At 44.2% G+C, this 16,487-nt stretch carries 17 protein-coding genes; 13 read left to right on the plus strand and 4 right to left on the minus strand.

Features of this window, described 5'->3' with window-relative positions; all coding sequences use genetic code 11:
* The first annotated feature begins 1 nt into the window (after position 1).
* From trpD to AMBT_RS11415, 5 genes are read left to right on the plus strand one after another with little or no spacing between them, the layout of a single operon-like run.
* The gene (trpD, locus tag AMBT_RS11395; RefSeq protein ID WP_013784783.1) at positions 2-1,033 is read left to right on the plus strand and encodes an anthranilate phosphoribosyltransferase; all 1,032 of its coding nucleotides are present in this window, start codon (positions 2-4) and stop codon (positions 1,031-1,033) included.
* Entirely contained in the window at positions 1,026-2,423 is a 1,398-nt protein-coding gene (gene trpCF / locus AMBT_RS11400; protein WP_013784784.1) for a bifunctional indole-3-glycerol-phosphate synthase TrpC/phosphoribosylanthranilate isomerase TrpF, read from the plus strand. The genes trpD and trpCF overlap by 8 nt, the downstream gene beginning before the upstream one ends.
* A gap of 15 nt (positions 2,424-2,438) precedes the next feature.
* Positions 2,439-3,620, plus strand: coding sequence for a tryptophan synthase subunit beta (trpB, locus tag AMBT_RS11405; protein ID WP_013784785.1), 1,182 nt, complete (start codon positions 2,439-2,441; stop codon positions 3,618-3,620).
* Positions 3,620-4,429 (plus strand): tryptophan synthase subunit alpha, encoded by an 810-nt coding sequence (trpA, locus tag AMBT_RS11410; protein ID WP_013784786.1) that lies wholly within the window; start codon positions 3,620-3,622, stop codon positions 4,427-4,429. Before trpB ends, trpA begins: the two co-directional genes overlap by 1 nt.
* Positions 4,430-4,440: 11 nt before the next feature.
* Positions 4,441-4,740: a YciI family protein gene (locus AMBT_RS11415; RefSeq protein WP_013784787.1), complete on the plus strand. Its 300-nt coding sequence runs from the start codon at positions 4,441-4,443 to the stop codon at positions 4,738-4,740.
* 503 nt (positions 4,741-5,243) lie between these two features.
* On the opposite strand, the gene AMBT_RS11420 is transcribed toward AMBT_RS11415, so the two are convergent.
* Complete coding sequence (locus AMBT_RS11420) at positions 5,244-5,708, minus strand: pyridoxamine 5'-phosphate oxidase family protein (RefSeq protein ID WP_013784788.1); 465 nt, start codon at positions 5,706-5,708, stop codon at positions 5,244-5,246.
* Between the two features lie 542 nt (positions 5,709-6,250).
* Here AMBT_RS11420 and AMBT_RS11425 point away from each other — a divergent pair.
* The 3 genes from AMBT_RS11425 to AMBT_RS11435 are packed head-to-tail and all read left to right on the plus strand — an operon-like array spanning position 6,251 to position 8,524.
* Positions 6,251-6,526: a PepSY domain-containing protein gene (locus AMBT_RS11425; RefSeq protein WP_013784789.1), complete on the plus strand. Its 276-nt coding sequence runs from the start codon at positions 6,251-6,253 to the stop codon at positions 6,524-6,526.
* Between the two features lies 1 nt (position 6,527).
* Complete coding sequence (locus AMBT_RS11430; RefSeq protein ID WP_013784790.1) at positions 6,528-7,202, plus strand: response regulator transcription factor; 675 nt, start codon at positions 6,528-6,530, stop codon at positions 7,200-7,202.
* 38 nt (positions 7,203-7,240) lie between these two features.
* Positions 7,241-8,524 carry an ATP-binding protein gene (locus tag AMBT_RS11435; RefSeq protein ID WP_013784791.1) on the plus strand — a complete coding sequence of 428 codons (1,284 nt, stop codon included), beginning with the start codon at positions 7,241-7,243 and terminating at the stop codon, positions 8,522-8,524.
* On the opposite strand, the gene AMBT_RS11440 is transcribed toward AMBT_RS11435, so the two are convergent.
* A complete protein-coding gene (locus AMBT_RS11440; RefSeq protein ID WP_041452556.1) occupies positions 8,521-9,564 on the minus strand; it encodes an AI-2E family transporter in 1,044 nt (347 codons plus the stop codon). The genes AMBT_RS11435 and AMBT_RS11440 overlap by 4 nt on opposite strands.
* Before the next feature lie 75 nt (positions 9,565-9,639).
* Here AMBT_RS11440 and folX point away from each other — a divergent pair, with 75 nt between their 5' ends.
* Both folX and AMBT_RS11450 read left to right on the plus strand, forming a co-directional pair.
* On the plus strand, positions 9,640-10,008 hold the full coding sequence (gene folX, locus AMBT_RS11445) for a dihydroneopterin triphosphate 2'-epimerase (protein ID WP_013784793.1): 369 nt from the start codon (positions 9,640-9,642) through the stop codon (positions 10,006-10,008).
* Positions 10,009-10,066: 58 nt separating this feature from the next.
* Positions 10,067-10,963 carry a TIGR01777 family oxidoreductase gene (locus tag AMBT_RS11450; RefSeq protein ID WP_013784794.1) on the plus strand — a complete coding sequence of 299 codons (897 nt, stop codon included), beginning with the start codon at positions 10,067-10,069 and terminating at the stop codon, positions 10,961-10,963.
* 291 nt (positions 10,964-11,254) lie between these two features.
* On the opposite strand, the gene AMBT_RS11455 is transcribed toward AMBT_RS11450, so the two are convergent.
* Together AMBT_RS11455 and AMBT_RS11460 are read right to left on the minus strand one after the other, a co-directional pair.
* On the minus strand, positions 11,255-13,777 hold the full coding sequence (locus AMBT_RS11455; RefSeq protein ID WP_013784795.1) for an ABC transporter permease: 2,523 nt from the start codon (positions 13,775-13,777) through the stop codon (positions 11,255-11,257).
* 15 nt (positions 13,778-13,792) lie between these two features.
* Positions 13,793-14,491 carry an ABC transporter ATP-binding protein gene (locus AMBT_RS11460; RefSeq protein ID WP_013784796.1) on the minus strand — a complete coding sequence of 233 codons (699 nt, stop codon included), beginning with the start codon at positions 14,489-14,491 and terminating at the stop codon, positions 13,793-13,795.
* 17 nt (positions 14,492-14,508) lie between these two features.
* Here AMBT_RS11460 and AMBT_RS11465 point away from each other — a divergent pair, with 17 nt between their 5' ends.
* The 3 genes from AMBT_RS11465 (at position 14,509) to AMBT_RS11475 (ending at position 16,479) form a co-directional block, all read left to right on the plus strand.
* Complete coding sequence (locus tag AMBT_RS11465; protein ID WP_013784797.1) at positions 14,509-15,165, plus strand: arylesterase; 657 nt, start codon at positions 14,509-14,511, stop codon at positions 15,163-15,165.
* Positions 15,166-15,233: 68 nt separating this feature from the next.
* Positions 15,234-15,419 (plus strand): hypothetical protein, encoded by a 186-nt coding sequence (locus tag AMBT_RS11470; RefSeq protein WP_013784798.1) that lies wholly within the window; start codon positions 15,234-15,236, stop codon positions 15,417-15,419.
* 73 nt (positions 15,420-15,492) lie between these two features.
* The gene (locus AMBT_RS11475; protein WP_232363135.1) at positions 15,493-16,479 is read left to right on the plus strand and encodes a hypothetical protein; all 987 of its coding nucleotides are present in this window, start codon (positions 15,493-15,495) and stop codon (positions 16,477-16,479) included.
* The last annotated feature ends 8 nt before the right edge of the window (positions 16,480-16,487 follow it).

The following is a 16,487-nucleotide window of genomic DNA, read 5'->3' on the forward strand; positions in this document are numbered from 1 at the left end:
CATGTTTGACGCTACTCCATTACTTGAAAAACTCATCAAACAATCGGCGCTGTCTCAAACCGAGGCTTACACGTTGTTCAACAGTATTATGCACGGTGAGCAAAGCGAAGCCGTTATTGCCGCGGTGCTTACAGCACTAAAAATTAAGCATGAATCTCCGGGTGAAATTGCCGGAGCAGCTAGTGCTATGGTTGCCAACGCCAAGCCGTTTCCGGCACCCTCTTACCCATTTGCCGACATTGTAGGCACAGGTGGAGATGGTCATAACACCATTAATATTTCGAGCGCCGCAGGGGTGGTGGCAGCAGCATGTGGTGTGAAAGTGGCCAAACATGGCAACAGAAGCGTATCGAGTAAATCAGGCTCTGCTGATCTGTTTAAACAATTTGGTTTAAACTTAGAAATTACGCCGGAATTGTCGAGAAAATGCTTAGATGAAGCAAATTTCACATTTCTTTTTGCGCCGGTATATCACGCAGGCATGCGTTTCGCAGCCCCCGTCCGTGCTGCCCTGAAGACCAGAACCTTGTTTAACATACTGGGGCCACTTGCCAATCCAGCGGGCCCAACACATGGTGTGTTCGGCGTTTACTCCCCTGAACTGCTTGAACCTTACGCAAAAACCCTTATGCTTCTTGGCCAACATCGCGCCATGATTGTTCACGGCGATGGCTTAGATGAACTTGCTCTGCATGGTGAATCTCTTATTTACGATCTTGAGCATGGTGACATTCGTAAGTTAACCGTCACCGCGGAAGACTTTGGCCTTTCCTCATACCCATTATCGGCCATTGAGGGCGGCGAGCCAGAAGAAAACAAGAAATACATTGAAGCTGCATTAGCCGGTGAAGGCCAAGAAGCCCATCGCGCTGCCATTGCAATGAACTGCGGCGCACTACTTAAAGTTACCGGTACCGCCGATTCATTTAAAGATGGCACCGAGATGGCCATGCAAGCAATGAAAGATGCAAAACCTTTGGCAGTATTAAACCAGGTTGCCAAAATCAGTCAGGAGGTCAGCACTGATGCCTAATGTGCTAGAAAAAATTGTTGCCGATAAACGCATTGAAGTTGATGCCAGAAAATCGGCTTTGCCGCTTGAAAGCTTTAAAGCAGATTTAGTGCCTTCGAACAAAAGCTTGTTTGATGCACTGAATGAACCGAATGCTGGCTTTATTTTTGAGTGCAAAAAGGCTTCCCCCTCAAAAGGGCTTATTCGCGAACATTTCGACCTAGACGAAATTCTAGCCGCATACACACCCTATGCGGCGGGCATTTCAGTACTTACTGACGAGAAGTATTTCCAAGGTAAATTTGAATATTTGGCCTACGTTACAGAACGTGTAGCACAGCCTGTATTAAACAAAGATTTCTTTATTGATACTTATCAGGTTTATTTAGCGCGTCATTACAATGCCGATGCCGTATTGCTCATGCTAAGCGTGTTAGACGATGTGCAGTATCGTGAACTTGCTACCGTAGCCAATAGCTTGTCGTTAGATATTCTTACTGAGGTAAGCAACGAAGAAGAGATGCGTCGCGCCATTGCTCTTGAAGCAAACATTATTGGTATTAACAACCGTAACCTGCGCGACTTATCAACCGATTTAGCCACCACAGAACACTTGGTACCTATGCTGGAAAGTGCCACACACGACTTTGTGGTAATTTCAGAATCGGGTATTTATACCCATGAAGACGTATTGCGCTTAAGCCCGCTTTGTCAAGGCTTCTTGGTAGGCAGTGCACTTATGTCGCAAGCTAATTTGAAACGCGCCGTTCAAAGCTTAATTTACGGTTCGGTAAAAGTATGCGGGTTAACCAGTGTTGAACAGGCCCAACTTGCTTTTGAAAGTGGCGCGAGCATGGGCGGGCTAATTTTCGCTGAAAAATCACCTCGATTTGTGGCCGAATCAGTCGCAAAAGATATTGTAGAAACCGTTGAAGGCGATTACGTGGGCGTGTTTGTGAATCATGACATAGACCATGTTGCTAAGTTAGCTACAACGCTTTCGCTATCCGCCGTTCAATTACATGGCAGCGAAGATGCAACATATCGAGCAAAACTGAAAGACGCCCTGCCGTCACGTTGTGAAATATGGCAAGCCAAAGGCGTGAAAGGCGCTTTGCCTGAACAGCTACCTAAGTTATTAGAAGATGAAAATATCGATTATGTACTGCTTGATTGCCAAGTAGGTAATGCCAAGGGCGGTACAGGAGAAAGCTTCGATTGGGGATTGTTAGACAATATAGCCAACAAGCAAAAAATCATTCTAGCCGGTGGAATTAACGCAACCAACATTGCTCAAGGCATTGACGTGGGTTGTGCAACCATCGACATAAATTCAGGGGTAGAAAGTGCCCCAGGCGAAAAGTCGGCTGAAAAATTAGCCGAGCTATTTTCAATTTGTCGCCGCTATTAACACTTAGGACAACGCATGAATCAATTAGATACAAAATTTGGAGAGTTCGGTGGCATGTATGTGCCAGAGCTACTTATTCCTGCACTGGACCAACTAGAAAAAGCGTTTCTAGATGCGAAAGATGATCCTAGCTTCAACGAAGAGTTTTTGGGGTTATTAAAAGATTACGCAGGCCGCCCAACAGCAATGACGCTAACCCGCAACTTGGTGAGCAACCCTAAGGTAAAATTATACCTTAAACGAGAAGACTTACTTCACGGCGGTGCCCACAAAACAAACCAAGTACTCGGTCAGGCGTTATTGACTAAGCGTATGGGTAAAACCGAAGTTATTGCCGAAACGGGCGCCGGTCAACACGGTGTTGCTACAGCGTTAGCATGCGCATTATTAGGCTTAAAAGCCCGTATTTATATGGGTGCAAAAGATGTTGAGCGTCAAGCGCCTAACGTTTTCCGTATGAAACTAATGGGTGCAGAAGTTATTCCTGTAAACGCTGGCTCAGGCACACTTAAAGATGCGGTAAACGAAGCCATGCGTGACTGGTCTGCTAATTACGATACTGCACATTACCTGCTAGGTACGGCAGCTGGCCCTCACCCATTCCCCACTATCGTACGTGAATACCACCGTATGATAGGCGAAGAAACACGTGCACAAATTCTAGAAAAAGAGGGCCGTTTACCAGATGCCGTTGTGGCCTGTGTAGGTGGTGGTTCTAATGCTATTGGTATGTTTGCTGATTTCATCGACGAACCCTCTGTACGCCTGGTAGGTGTTGAACCTGCAGGTAAAGGGATCCATACCAAAGAGCACGGCGCTACTATTGTGACGGGTACTAAAGGTATATTACACGGTGCGTACACTTTCATCATGCAGGACCAAGAAGGACAAATTGAAGAGAGCTATTCAGTTTCTGCCGGATTAGATTACCCAGCAGTTGGCCCTCAACATGCCTATTTAGCTGAAACTGGCCGTGCTGAGTACGTTGCCGCTACCGATGAAGAAGCGCTTAACGCGTTCCAATTGCTTGCACGTAAAGAGGGTATTATTCCCGCGCTTGAGTCTTCACACGCCCTAGCACACGCATTAAATATGGCCGACGAAGCAGAAGAAGAAACCATTATTGTGGTGAATTTATCTGGCCGTGGTGATAAAGATTTGGCTCACGTAACCAAAATTTTAGGGGACAAACTGTAATGGAAAGATATGCAGAAATGTTTGCGCGCCTAGACGCAAAAAATGAAGGCGCTTTTGTTCCTTTCGTGATGATAGGCGACCCTGATTTAGCACAATCTGAAGCGATTATTTGCCAATTGGTTGAAAGTGGTGCTGATGCGCTAGAGCTTGGTATTCCTTATTCAGATCCCATCGCCGATGGCCCTACTATTCAAGCGGCGAGTATTCGTGCGCACAAAAGCAACGTTACAGTAGCTAAATGTTTTGAATTATTGGCGCGCGTACGCAGTAAGTACCCACAAGTCCCTATTGGTTTACTTCTATACAGCAACCTAGTGATGGCACAGTCTATCGATGGCTTTTATAAAAAAGCCAGCGATGCAGGGGTAGATTCTATTTTGGTTGCTGATGTGCCTATTCGTGAAGCAGCACCATTCCAAAAAGCGGCTGATGCTAATGGAATATCACAAATTTTGATAGCTCCGCCGAATGCGACCGATGAAACCATGGAAAAAATTGGTGAGTATTCGAAAGGCTATACGTACTTGTTAGGTAGAGCTGGGGTAACTGGCGCTGAAACTGCTGTAGAAATTCCTGCCGCTGAGTTGATTGCACGACTAACGGCACATAAATGTGCACCGCCACTACTTGGATTTGGTATTTCTACGCCAGCACAAGTAAAGTCGGCCATTGATGCTGGTGCAGCGGGCGCTATTTCAGGTTCAGCTACAGTGAACTTGATTGCAGCAAACTTAGACAACAACGATGCTATGCTAAGTGCATTGGGTGAGTTTGTGCAGTCTATGAAAGCCGCCACTGCTAAGGGTTAAGGAGTCATTATATGCTTTATATGATTTGTGCTACCGATGTGGCAAACAGTTTGGAAAATCGTTTAGCGGCCCGCCCTGCGCATTTAGCACGTTTAAATGCGTTAAAAGATGAAGGTAGGTTAGTTATAGCTGGCCCCTTCCCTGCTATCGACAGCCCGGATCCTGGCCCAGCAGGGTTTACAGGTTCATTGGTGGTTGCAGAATTTGAATCGCTAGAAGCGGCGCAAGCTTGGGCAGATGCTGACCCGTATATTGAAGCGGGTGTTTACGAAAGTGTGATTGTTAAACCTTACAAAAAAGTGCTTCCTTAGCGGTCACGCTCAGCGGTTATCGACCTGTACCTACTCTACGTTTTGTTGTAACTAGCAAAGGTACAGTAGCAATCGTGATGTTAACTGACTCGGCCTCATGAATAGCCAGCGTCAATTGAGCACTCAACTTGATTACCGCTCATAAAAAAGCCTGAGAGAAATGCTAACGCATTCCTTTCAGGCTTTTTAGTGTGCGAATCTGAATTGGACACACACTCCAATTACGTTTTCCACTGACTAAACCTAAATTGGACACACACTCATGTTCTGGCAAATTCCGACACTCGAAAACATTTTTAATTTAGGACAGACACTCCAATGATGTCTTCGGCTAACTGAATGCTAGAGTCTAAATTGTAGAGTCTAAATTGGACACACACTCATATTCTGGCAAATTCAGACACTCGAAAACATTTTCAATTTAGGACAGGCACTCCAATGATGTCTTCGGCTAACTGAATGCTAGAGTCTAAATTGGACACACACTCATTTGAGCATTCTAGCTACAAAGTCACTTTATCGTGTTCGCCCATTTCATCAGGTGAAATGGTTTTGCCGGTCATCAATTTAAACATTCCTTTAAGGGATGGGTCAGCCTCCCAAATCTCGGCATCCGCCAAATTAAATCGCAGCATGAGTAAATTCGGATCGTCCTTACCTTTCTCGTACCAAGCTTCTACGCCGTTAGACCAATACTTGTCGATAATATCTTGACGAGTTTCCTGAACTAATGTTCCGCGAATACATGCGAACACGTCATGCCCTTTTGATGAAAACTGTACCATGGCTTCGCCACCTTCAGCGATGCGATTATCTTTTGTGGTGTAAAACCAAAACTCGCTATTAGCATGCTTATCGAGCTGGGCACGCATTGGTTCAGCGTGCGTGTTTTTACTAGTAAGGCTTACCATTACATTTGGACTGCTAGACATAGCTTCCCACATTGCCGTTTTAATATCGTGCGACATATTGCCTCCGTTGCATACATTTGAATAAACTTACCCAATTACAATTCACACTACGTGCCAGAAAAACCTCTAACCGCTACAGACCAAACTATGTAAGGGCTACATAGGCATCACGTTCTGTAAACGAGTAAAACACTTGCTACTAAAACCTATAACCTATTCACTCTTGCAGTAAGTTTTTCACACCGACTAAGATTGGACACACACTTAAATTCAGAAGAAAAGTTAGATAATCACTTTAATTTTAGCCGCTTCATTCTTAGCCCTTGATATTGGACAGTCACTCAAGCACGAGTATCTTTTTCACCAAAAAAGTTATAATTGGAGTGTGTGTCCAATCGAGTACTTCATTGAATTACTTGTAAACTTAAGTGACTGTCCCACATTCATAACCTCATTAGTCCTTAACATCATTCTTGCTATCGCTTTATGTACACCTTCTATTTGGCAAGGTAGACTTACACAGATATTCAGTAATGGTTCAGCTCCGGTCTCTATACTAGGTTCCTATCGGGCTTTGCCTCCTTTTTTGGTGAGGATATATGGTGAATACACTTCGCGCTGTGGCTTTAGTGCTAACACTGTTTATGTGCAGTGGTGGTAGTGCCTTCGCGCAGCAGGAAAAAAGTGGTGAATTAAGCAAAAGCCAAGCTGTAGAACGTGCCCGTCAGGCAGAATCTGGACGTGTGCTTCGTGTAAGCCAGACTAACCAAAAATACCGCGTTAAAGTTTTAAAGGAGTCGGGGCGAGTTGTTTCTGTTGATGTAGACAAGCGCTCTGGAAAAGTGAAGACCTCTAAGAAGAATTCAAAGGATTAACATGCGGATACTCATTGCTGAAGACGACAGCCGCCTTCTAACCCAGCTTGATAGTCTATTACAGCAACACGGCTACAGTGTAGATTTGGCCGACAACGGCGAGCACGCGCTTTATCTACTCAATGAGTATGCTTACGACCTAGCTATTATTGATATCGGCCTACCTAAAATGGATGGCTTCGAAGTTATTCGAAATGCAAGGCAAGAAGACATACGCTGCCCCGTACTTATTTTAACCGCTCGTGATCGCTGGCAGGAAAAAGTTGAAGGTTTGGATGCAGGAGCGGATGATTACCTTACCAAACCTTTTCACAATGAAGAATTGCTGGCAAGGGTTAAGGCACTGATTCGCCGCGCCTCTGGCCAAGCAAATCCTGTTATACAGTTCGGTCCTATCTCGCTGGACACGGTCGCTGAAGAAATCACTGTAAATGATGCCCCCCTCGAGTTGACTGCGTACGAATACAAAGTCATGGAATACTTAATGCTGAACCCGCAAAAAGTAGTCTCGAAAACAGAGTTAACAGAGCATATTTACGATCAAGATTTTGATCTTGATAGTAACGTCATTGAAGTTTTTGTTGGCCGATTGCGTAAGAAGCTAGATCCAGAAAATAGCTTTAAACCCATTGAAACTCTACGCGGACGTGGGTATAGGATCAACCGCAATCTATGAAACAACTGTCGCTGAGAATAAGGAGCATTTTATTAGCGATGAGCGTACTTGCCCTATTTGCACCGCTTACTGTGGTTATTTTAGATGACGCCTATACCACAAGCTTGACCCAAGCCAAAATGAGTGAACTTAGACTCATGAACCTAGGGTTACTCTCGGCTTTCGAGCTAGATGGCGACATTCCCTTTATGCCCGAGATTTTATACGAGGAGCAACTTAACTTGCCTGGCTCTGGCTACTTGGGTGTGATTGTTTTTCGCGGTCACGTAGTGTGGCAGTCGGCTTCAGCATTAGATTACACATTGCCTGCCCCGAATTTAAACGTGAACGTGGGTAACGAGCTCTTTGTTGAATCGTATATAGCCAATTTCGACAATGATACCGATTATTTCGCCTACGCTTTTACGGCTGAATTTGCCTCAGAAAGCAACTTCGAGCCAGTTCGTTTTTATATTTTTAATAATAAACACCTGTTTAATGAAGAGCGCGAAACTTTTATATCGGTGGTGTGGCGTTGGTTGCTTATCTTATCCGGCGGTTTGCTTGTGTTAATAATTGTGGGTATCAGCCTTGTGCTAATGCCAGTAAGAAAGCTTATTAGCGAAATTTCACTTACCTCTACCGGGCAGAAACAACAGCTTGACGCCCACTACCCCGTTGAATTTAACCCATTGAAACAGTCAATCAACGAACTGATTGAATCTGAATCTCAGCAGCGTGCTCGTTATAAAAACAGCTTAGGTGACCTTGCTCATAGTTTAAAAACACCACTGGCTGTAGCTTTAGGGGTTGAAAAACTTCCCAAACAAGCCGTTGAATCTTTAAATCAAATTGACCAAATTATTCAACGCCAATTAAAACGTGCTAGTGCTGGTAAGACGGGGTGGCAAGCGGCTATTCCTCTGTTACCTATCACACAAAAAGTGGCTAACGCTATGGATAAGGTATATCAGCATAAGCAATTATCGATAACAATTGAAGCCATCAACAATGTCGCCATAAAAGCCGACGAAACCGATATTATGGAAATGGTAGGTAATCTGTTAGATAACGCCTGTAAGGCTGCTGATTCAAAGGTATTAGTTGCACTGAAAAACGAAGGAAATTGGGCGGTTTTAACCATTGATGATGATGGCCCCGGCGTACCTTCAGATAAGAAACAAGCCCTGTTAGAGCGTGGAACCCGATTAGATACATACGCCGACGGGCAAGGCATAGGCATGGCTCTAGTCAGCGACCTTATTGCCATCTACCAAGGTAAATTGCTTATCGAACGCGCGCCTATTGGCGGCGCTCGCTTTATTGTGAAGTTTCCGGTTTAAGCTTTACCTTTTTTATCGCCCGCGCTAGACAATAACACCGCAAGCCATTGGCTCTCCTCTCGAGACTCTAATGCTATTTTCACCACCATAGTAAGAGGTACAGAGAGTAGCATTCCCACCGTACCCAATAACCATCCCCAGAAGATTAAAGACAGAAAAACCACCAAAGTAGATAGCCCCATTCCTTTACCCATCAGCCTTGGCTCTACCATGTTTCCCATAATTGTATTAACTAAAACAAAACCTAACGCCGCCATGCCTGCTGAAGCTAACCCATATTGAACAAAAGCAATAAGTACTGCTGGTAAGGCAGCAATTATTGAGCCTATGTTAGGGATGAAGTTCAACATGAATGCCAATACCGCCCATAACAGGAAATGGTCTATTCCCATCACATAAAGCCACGTACCGATAATTAACCCAGTACCCAAACTCACCACGGTTTTAATAGCCAAATAGCTATTTACAGAACGAATGAAACGGTCGATGTGTTTTAATTTCATGTCGGGGTCTGACAATGCAATGTGCAGTCGCTTTGGAATGCTGTCTGCCTCAAACAACATAAAAATAACCGTTAGCAATATAAGGAATAAGTTCGACAATACGCCGCCCATACCACTAATAAAATTGGTCGCTACCGACATCGCGGTGGCAGGATCTAAGTGGGTAGCAATCAGTTCTTGGTTAACGTTAATATTGTATTGTGCGAGCTTTTCTATAATCCACGAAAATTCGGTATCGAGCTGTTCCCTATATTGTGGAAGATTTTCTCTAAATTCCGTCATAGACTGTCCTACTAGACCAGCAAGAAGAAATCCAAAGACTAAAATTATTAGTATTACTAAAGTAATAGAAAGCCATTTAGGTACACCAAAACGTCCGGTCCAATGAATTATTGGGCTACACGCAATAGCGATAAATATTGATAAGAAAAAAGGTACCATAATCGTACTAGCGGACTTTATCCCCGCCATCACAACGACTAAACATGCGAGGACAATAAGTACTTTCGCTATGGGTGAGCGCAATTCCATGGACATTTTTATGCTTCATTCCTAATAAAAAACTCAGACACTTTACAGTGACTTATACATAACTACAAATACGAGAATACAATGACCTTCAACTTAGCCACAATTAAAATTAAAAACCTGAGATTGAGAACTTATATTGGTATTAACGAAGATGAAATCACCAACAAACAAGACGTTATCGTTAATGTGAAGATTGATTACGATGCCCAAAGAGCGACGGACAGCGACAATATGGAAGACGCGCTAAACTATAAGGTGATTACCAAGGCCATTATCAAGCTGGTTGAGGACAACCGATTTTCATTGCTCGAAAAGCTCACCGCCGACGTATTAAGCTTGGCTGCTGAACACTCATCAGTACGTTACGCCGAAGTTGAGGTGGATAAGCCGCATGCATTGCGATTTTCTGATTCGGTGTCGCTAACGCTTTCGTGCAATAAAACCGGCTGATTGTTTTTTGCGCGACATTTGATAAGCACTTTTATAGTCATTCTTATAGGCACATTGTATGAAAATTTTAATGTCAGGCGGCACTGGCCTCATTGGTAGCGCGTTTATTGAAAAGTTTAAAGGCGAGCATCAGTTTACTGTCATAACAAGAGCCCCAAAAAAAGCTAAGCACCTGCTGGGTAGCAATGTAGCGTTTGTTTCAGATGTGAGTGACATTGATGATATTGGAATTTTCGATGCTATCATCAATTTGGCTGGCGAACCCATTGCCGACAAACGTTGGACAGACACGCAAAAGCAAAGAATTTGCGATAGTCGATGGGATATTACTTCTAAACTTGTCGCGAAAATCAATAGTGCCGGCACCCCACCACCTGTATTTATTTCTGGTTCGGCCATCGGTTTTTATGGCAGTAAAGGTAGTGTTGATGTTACCGAGCAAACGCCCCCTCATGAAGAGTTCACACACGACCTTTGTGCCAAATGGGAGGCTATCGCTACCTCTGTCGCCCGCGACGAAACGCGGGTTTGTACGCTAAGAACCGGTGTAGTGTTAGCTGAAAATGGCGGAGCACTAGAGAAAATGGCACTGCCCTTCAAACTAGGATTAGGCGGCAAAATAGGAAATGGCGAACAGTATTTATCGTGGATCCACATTGAGGACATGGTGTCAGCTATTGCTTACCTACTTGAACATGATAGTTGCCATGGGCCGTTCAACCTTACGGCTCCATCTCCTACAACTAATAAAGACTTCTCCCACACATTAGCGGCAACGCTTTCAAGGCCCTGCTTGTTTACCGTTCCAGGCTTTGTATTAAAAATAGCGATGGGTGAATCGTCTGATATGATTTTAAAAGGGCAAAAGGTGCTCCCTGAAAAGCTCGTAACCTCAGGCTACACGTTTGCTTACCCTACTTTGCAAGGGGCGTTGGATGCAATTTATAAGCACTGACGTTCGGAAGCAAATACAGGATTGGACACACACTCGAACTTGAACCAACCGGCTTTATGGGACACAGAACGAAATTGGACACACACTCAAAGTTAAGTGTGTGTCCAACATTTAATCGCAACATTTAATCGAGTGACTCGTACGACTATTTGTACCGACTTCAGATACTCACTTGAGTGACTGTCCGATTTATTTTTGTACTTATTTTCGAGTGACTGTCCCTTTCATCCCGCTTTCATCTCCCTTACGCTTTAAAACGGTCTTTCCTAACTTTCAACAGCTATACATCCTTTAGACCATCTTCCTAAGCAGTGCCGAAGTATTTAAGGTAAGTAACCGCCAGCAGCCAATTGCACCTAAAGCACCCACCACAATTGCCCCGACAATCGGTGCAATTACCCAATACTCTAAGTGAAGACTTGCAGTCATTTGAAACACGTTGGTTTGCAGCATAAACAAGCTGAGCTCATTGGCGAGCGCTGCCATGAAACCTGCAACAACACCTATGATGACAAACTCGAACACCACGCTTTTGCGAATTAAACTGCCTTTCGCCCCAAGCGTTCTTAAAATAGCCAGCTCTTGTCGTCTTTCATCCATGCTAGCTTGAACCTGGGCTATTAACACTAAACTGCCTGCTACAAGCACCAGCACTAAGATAAACTCAATGGCCACCGACACTTGATTAACAATATCTCTTAGCTGATTAATTCGCGCATCAACATCGAACATGGTGATAGACGCAAATGGCTTTAACAACGTGGTTAGTTGTGATTTCTGCGCTTCGGGCAAATAAAAACTGGTGATGTAGGTTGGATTGAACGCCGCCATGGCCTCAGGTTGAATAACAAAGAAAAAGTTAGGCTGCATGGTTTGCCAGTTCACTTTTCTAAAACTTGTTACCTTAGTTTTAACGATTTCACTGCCCACATTGAATGTGAGCATATCGCCTAATTCAATACCAAGTCGCTCGCCTACATCGGTTTCAACTGAAACAGCGAATACGCCTTCGTCTAATGCATCAGGGTTGTCACCATGCCATGTACCACTGGTAATCTCGTTCTCTTTTTGTAACGAATTACTCCAAGTTAAATTCGCTTCACGTCCAAGTCCTTGTCTACCTTCAGTATTTGAATCTTCCTCTTTAGATACTTCGGTATTTACACTGTCATCATTCACTGCAACGAAGCGCCCTCGTATTACAGGATAGAACTCTTCGATGGTAATTCCGTTTGATTTGAAGTGTGTGTCCAATTCTGTTTTTTGATCGCCAGTGATATTAATCAAAAAGTAATTGGGTGTACCTTCTGGCAACTGAGAGCGCCACTGCGATACCATGTCGTTGCGCATAACCAATACAACTAGCAACAACATGGTAGTGACTGAAAAACTAATCAGCTGAACACTATTTTCCATTGAACGGCGTTTAATTCGCGCCCAAGCAAGCTGCCAAGGCCCCATTTTTCCTGAGCCGAATTTACGTCCCGCTGCAATCAGCAAAAAGGTTGCGCCTAGCAGCCCCGCGACTAAAACCACGCCAGAGCCAAACAAAATAAGGCTGATCATCAAATCTTGGCTATAAATCCACATCAAGAGAAATATCGCACCGCCTGAGGCCACATACTGAATGGTCCGAGAACGTAAATTAGTGCTTAAATCACGCCTTAGCACACGCAGTGGAGGAATTGAAAACAACTGCATCAATGGATAAAGCGAGAATAATAACGAGCAGGTTGCCCCTGTGAAAACAGCGATTAGCACTGGCCGCCAATGCCAAATAGATAACGCCACATCAACTTGTTCAGCAACTAACCACACCACAACTTGCTGGCCAATGAAGCCCATTATTAATCCAATAATAATGCCTAGCCCAGTAATAAATAGAATTTGAAGAAGATAGATACGGCGAATGACTTGCTTTGTCGCACCGAGTGTTTTCATGATAGCGACAGGGTCGAAATGACGTTGACTGTAACGCTGGGCTGCCACCGCAATGGAAACCGCTGCAAGCACTATGGCAAGTAAACTCGCCAATAAAAAATACCGCTCAGCACTCGCTACCGAACGTCCAATGGCCGATTCGTCATCTTCAACGGTACGCCAATTATGTAAGTCATCTTGCAAGTTAGGGCTGAGCCAGTCGTAAAAATTACTAATAGCACTCCTTTCGCCTTCAAAATAGCCCACGTAACGTGCCCGACTGCCAGGCCCGGTTATAGCCGTTGCATCCAAATCGGACAGTCTAATCAAAGCGATTGGTTCGGTGTTAAATACACTGAACCCTGCATCAGGTATATCAACCAACACTTTGGTTACCGTGAATTCAGCATCGCCTATTTCAATACTGTCTCCCAAACTAAGCTTCAGAGTTTGAAACAACAGAGACTGCAGCCACACTTCGCCGGGCTTGGGCAAATCTGTTGCCGCTTCTTTTTGTCCAAAAGGCACATCAGTAATATTAACCGTGCCCTTCAGTGGATAATTCTCGTTTACAGCCCTAAGGTCCACCAATGACATTTCGTCACGATGAAAGACCATCGACCGAGTAGTCACCTGCTTTGCCGTGTTAAGCCCCTCATCTCGAGCCTGCTGCAACCAAGTATCATTAATGGGTGTATCAGAGCGTAACTGTGCATCAGCTGCGATAAAAGCCGCTGAACGCTCTTTTAGCGCACCTTGCAACCGCTCACTAAATAACGACAGCGACAATACCGCGCCTACCGACAATACAATTGCCAACAAGATAATGGTAAGCTCTCCGCGCTTCGCCTCATGCCGAAACAATCGCCATGCCAAGGTCGATGTCATGCTCATTTATAGGGCCTCCATCTAAACAGCCTCTGAGCGCTGACGAGGCGATACTGGGGTCGACTCTGTCAAAACACCCGCCTGCATGGTTAACTGCCTGTCACACTTAGCGGCAAGCTCGTTATCGTGGGTAACAAGTACCAATGTTGTACCTTTCTCTCGATTGAGCGCGAAAAGGAGCTCTTCGACTTTGTGGCTGTTTGTTGCATCCAAGTTTCCAGTAGGCTCATCGGCAAATAAAATTTTAGGTGAAGTAATAAAAGCCCGCGCAATAGCAACTCGCTGTTGTTCACCACCTGAAAGTTGATTTGGGTAATGACTCGCGCGATGCCCAATGCCTACTTGTTCAAGAATCTTACTCGCCATCTGCTTAGGGTTATCTAAACCCGCAATTTCGGCTGGCAGCATTACGTTTTCAATAGCGGTTAAGCTTTGCACTAACATAAAGCTTTGAAAAATAAACCCTACTTTTTGCCCCCGAAGTACAGCGCGAGCCTCTTCATCCATGGTATGCAGTGGTTCACCATCAAGGTGAATTTCGCCTTTGGAAACTTCATCTAGGCCGGCCAACAGCCCCAACAGAGTAGATTTTCCTGAACCTGACGCACCAATAATGGCAACGGACTCACCGGACTTGACTTCAAAAGAGATAGGATGAAGGATCTCAAGCTTACCTTCGCTCGTATTTACAGACTTAGTTACTTTGGATGTTTTTATCATATAGGGGTCATTAATTCGTGATTTATCGTTTTCGCAGCGCCGTTTTGTTCACACTGCTTTTATTAATACCGTTATCTGCATTATCAGATCAGACCGATACCATCGTCCCCAATAATTCAGCTAAATTACTGATTCTAGGTGACAGCCTATCTGCTGCTTATGGGTTAGATCAACAAGAAGGTTGGGTGAGTTTGTTACAAAAACGCTGGCGTGACGAGAATATATCGATCGATATTGTAAATGCTGCGGTAAGCGGTGAGACCACTGATGGCGGTTTAGCTAGGCTTCCGAGGTTAATTGAACAACATACGCCAAGCCATATTTTAGTAGAACTCGGTGGTAATGATGGCCTGCAAGGGCACAGTATCAGTAAGATTAGGAACAACTTGAGCGCAATTGTTAGCATAGCAAAATCGGACAATACAACCGTTTTTGTGCAAGACATGCAGATACCCACTAATTACGGTAAACGCTATACACAAATGTTTAGCGACACTTTTGATACCGTGTCAGAGCAACATGAAGTTACAAAAATTCCTTTTTTTCTTGAGGACATAGCACTTCAAAAAGACTTGATGCAACGTGATGGTATTCACCCTAACGCAAAAGCTCAGCCTATGATTGTCGAATTTATGTTCGAAAAACTGACGCCTTTGATCATGAATAATCAATAACGTGTGCTATGCTCTTAAACTTAGAATGTAAATGCGAAAACAAGTAACAACTTAATTTGGAGATTGTTATGGACGTTTCATCATCAACGTCAACGCCAGTATCGAATGTACTTCAGTCGCCACAACAAGAACCTCAACGACAGGTTCAACAACGTGCTAGTCAGCAAACTGAAGTAAGTGCGCCCCAACAGACGCAACAAGCGGCTCCTGCCTCTGACAGTAGAGTGGGTTCCCGTATCGACACTTACGTTTAATTGAAAACCCGCCCTAAGCACAGTAGTTTATTACCGCATTTCCAGCATAATTATTTCCGAACCACTCGGAGATATGGAAATGCCGCTACCTCGTTACAAGCAAGTCAATTTAGAAGTTACGCCCTACTATCACTGCACATCACGTTGTGTGCGGCAATCTTTCCTTTGTGGCGTTGATGCTATTACTGGCAAAAACTACAACCATCGCAGACAGTGGATTGTAGATAGACTTCATAGGCTCACGAAAACCTTCGCGATTGACTTGTGTGCCTATGCAGTAATGCACAATCATACCCATGTTGTGGTGCATATAGCGAAAGCGAGAGCTGAACACTGGAGCATGGATGAAGTGTTACTTCGGTGGAAGTCTTTTTATCGCTGCCCCTCATTAGTCCAACGGTATCTCGATGAAGAAAGTCGAGGTTCACTTTCTGAAGTAGAGCTTCAAAAAGTTGAAGAATTAAGCGAAATTTATCGGCATCGGCTATATAGCGTAAGTTGGTTTATGCGCCTGCTTAATGAATTTATTGCGCGAAAAGCTAACAAAGAAGATGAATGTACTGGATATTTTTGGGAGCGCCGATTTAAGAGCCAAGCAATATTGTCGGAGAATGCGCTAGCGGTAACCATGGCCTATACCGATTTAAACCCCATCCGAGCCGGTATAGCCAAAACATCAGAACAATCAAACTTTACCAGTATTCAATACAGAATTAACGCATTGAAAGTAAACAAAGTACCTGCTCGGCTTATGCCATTTAATGACCAAGTTCCGGTTAATGAAATAAGCCTACCTTTCAAATTGAGCGACTACTTAGTGCTTGTAGATGAAACCGGTCGCGTTATGCGACCAGACAAGAAGGGTGCTATCCCTCAGAAAATGAAGCCTATCTTGGACAGACTTAAACTCTCTAATAATTCATGGATTACCCTTTCAACCAAACTAGAAAGGAAATTTACAGGCCCTATTGGCTCTGCTGAGCGAATTTGCGTGTTTGCATCAGCTTGCGAATATGGCAGAAAACCCAACATAGCTAATGCCAGAAGATATCTTCAATAGACTTTTAG

Source organism: Alteromonas naphthalenivorans (assembly GCF_000213655.1).
Taxonomy (GTDB): domain Bacteria; phylum Pseudomonadota; class Gammaproteobacteria; order Enterobacterales; family Alteromonadaceae; genus Alteromonas; species Alteromonas naphthalenivorans.

Excerpts from the sequence above, each read along its gene's own strand:
- AMBT_RS11430 (WP_013784790.1), top strand. The coding sequence starts at position 6,528 with ATGCGGATACTCATTGCTGAAGACGACAGCCGCCTTCTAACCCAGCTT.
- trpB (WP_013784785.1), top strand. The coding sequence starts at position 2,439 with ATGAATCAATTAGATACAAAATTTGGAGAGTTCGGTGGCATGTATGTG.
- folX (WP_013784793.1), top strand. The coding sequence starts at position 9,640 with ATGACCTTCAACTTAGCCACAATTAAAATTAAAAACCTGAGATTGAGA.
- AMBT_RS11425 (WP_013784789.1), top strand. The coding sequence starts at position 6,251 with ATGGTGAATACACTTCGCGCTGTGGCTTTAGTGCTAACACTGTTTATG.
- trpA (WP_013784786.1), top strand. The coding sequence starts at position 3,620 with ATGGAAAGATATGCAGAAATGTTTGCGCGCCTAGACGCAAAAAATGAA.
- trpCF (WP_013784784.1), top strand. The coding sequence starts at position 1,026 with ATGCCTAATGTGCTAGAAAAAATTGTTGCCGATAAACGCATTGAAGTT.
- AMBT_RS11420 (WP_013784788.1), bottom strand. The coding sequence starts at position 5,708 with ATGTCGCACGATATTAAAACGGCAATGTGGGAAGCTATGTCTAGCAGT.
- trpD (WP_013784783.1), top strand. The coding sequence starts at position 2 with ATGTTTGACGCTACTCCATTACTTGAAAAACTCATCAAACAATCGGCG.
- AMBT_RS11455 (WP_013784795.1), bottom strand. The coding sequence starts at position 13,777 with ATGAGCATGACATCGACCTTGGCATGGCGATTGTTTCGGCATGAGGCG.
- AMBT_RS11450 (WP_013784794.1), top strand. The coding sequence starts at position 10,067 with ATGAAAATTTTAATGTCAGGCGGCACTGGCCTCATTGGTAGCGCGTTT.
- AMBT_RS11435 (WP_013784791.1), top strand. The coding sequence starts at position 7,241 with ATGAGCGTACTTGCCCTATTTGCACCGCTTACTGTGGTTATTTTAGAT.
- AMBT_RS11475 (WP_232363135.1), top strand. The coding sequence starts at position 15,493 with ATGGAAATGCCGCTACCTCGTTACAAGCAAGTCAATTTAGAAGTTACG.
- AMBT_RS11440 (WP_041452556.1), bottom strand. The coding sequence starts at position 9,564 with ATGTCCATGGAATTGCGCTCACCCATAGCGAAAGTACTTATTGTCCTC.
- AMBT_RS11460 (WP_013784796.1), bottom strand. The coding sequence starts at position 14,491 with ATGATAAAAACATCCAAAGTAACTAAGTCTGTAAATACGAGCGAAGGT.
- AMBT_RS11415 (WP_013784787.1), top strand. The coding sequence starts at position 4,441 with ATGCTTTATATGATTTGTGCTACCGATGTGGCAAACAGTTTGGAAAAT.
- AMBT_RS11470 (WP_013784798.1), top strand. The coding sequence starts at position 15,234 with ATGGACGTTTCATCATCAACGTCAACGCCAGTATCGAATGTACTTCAG.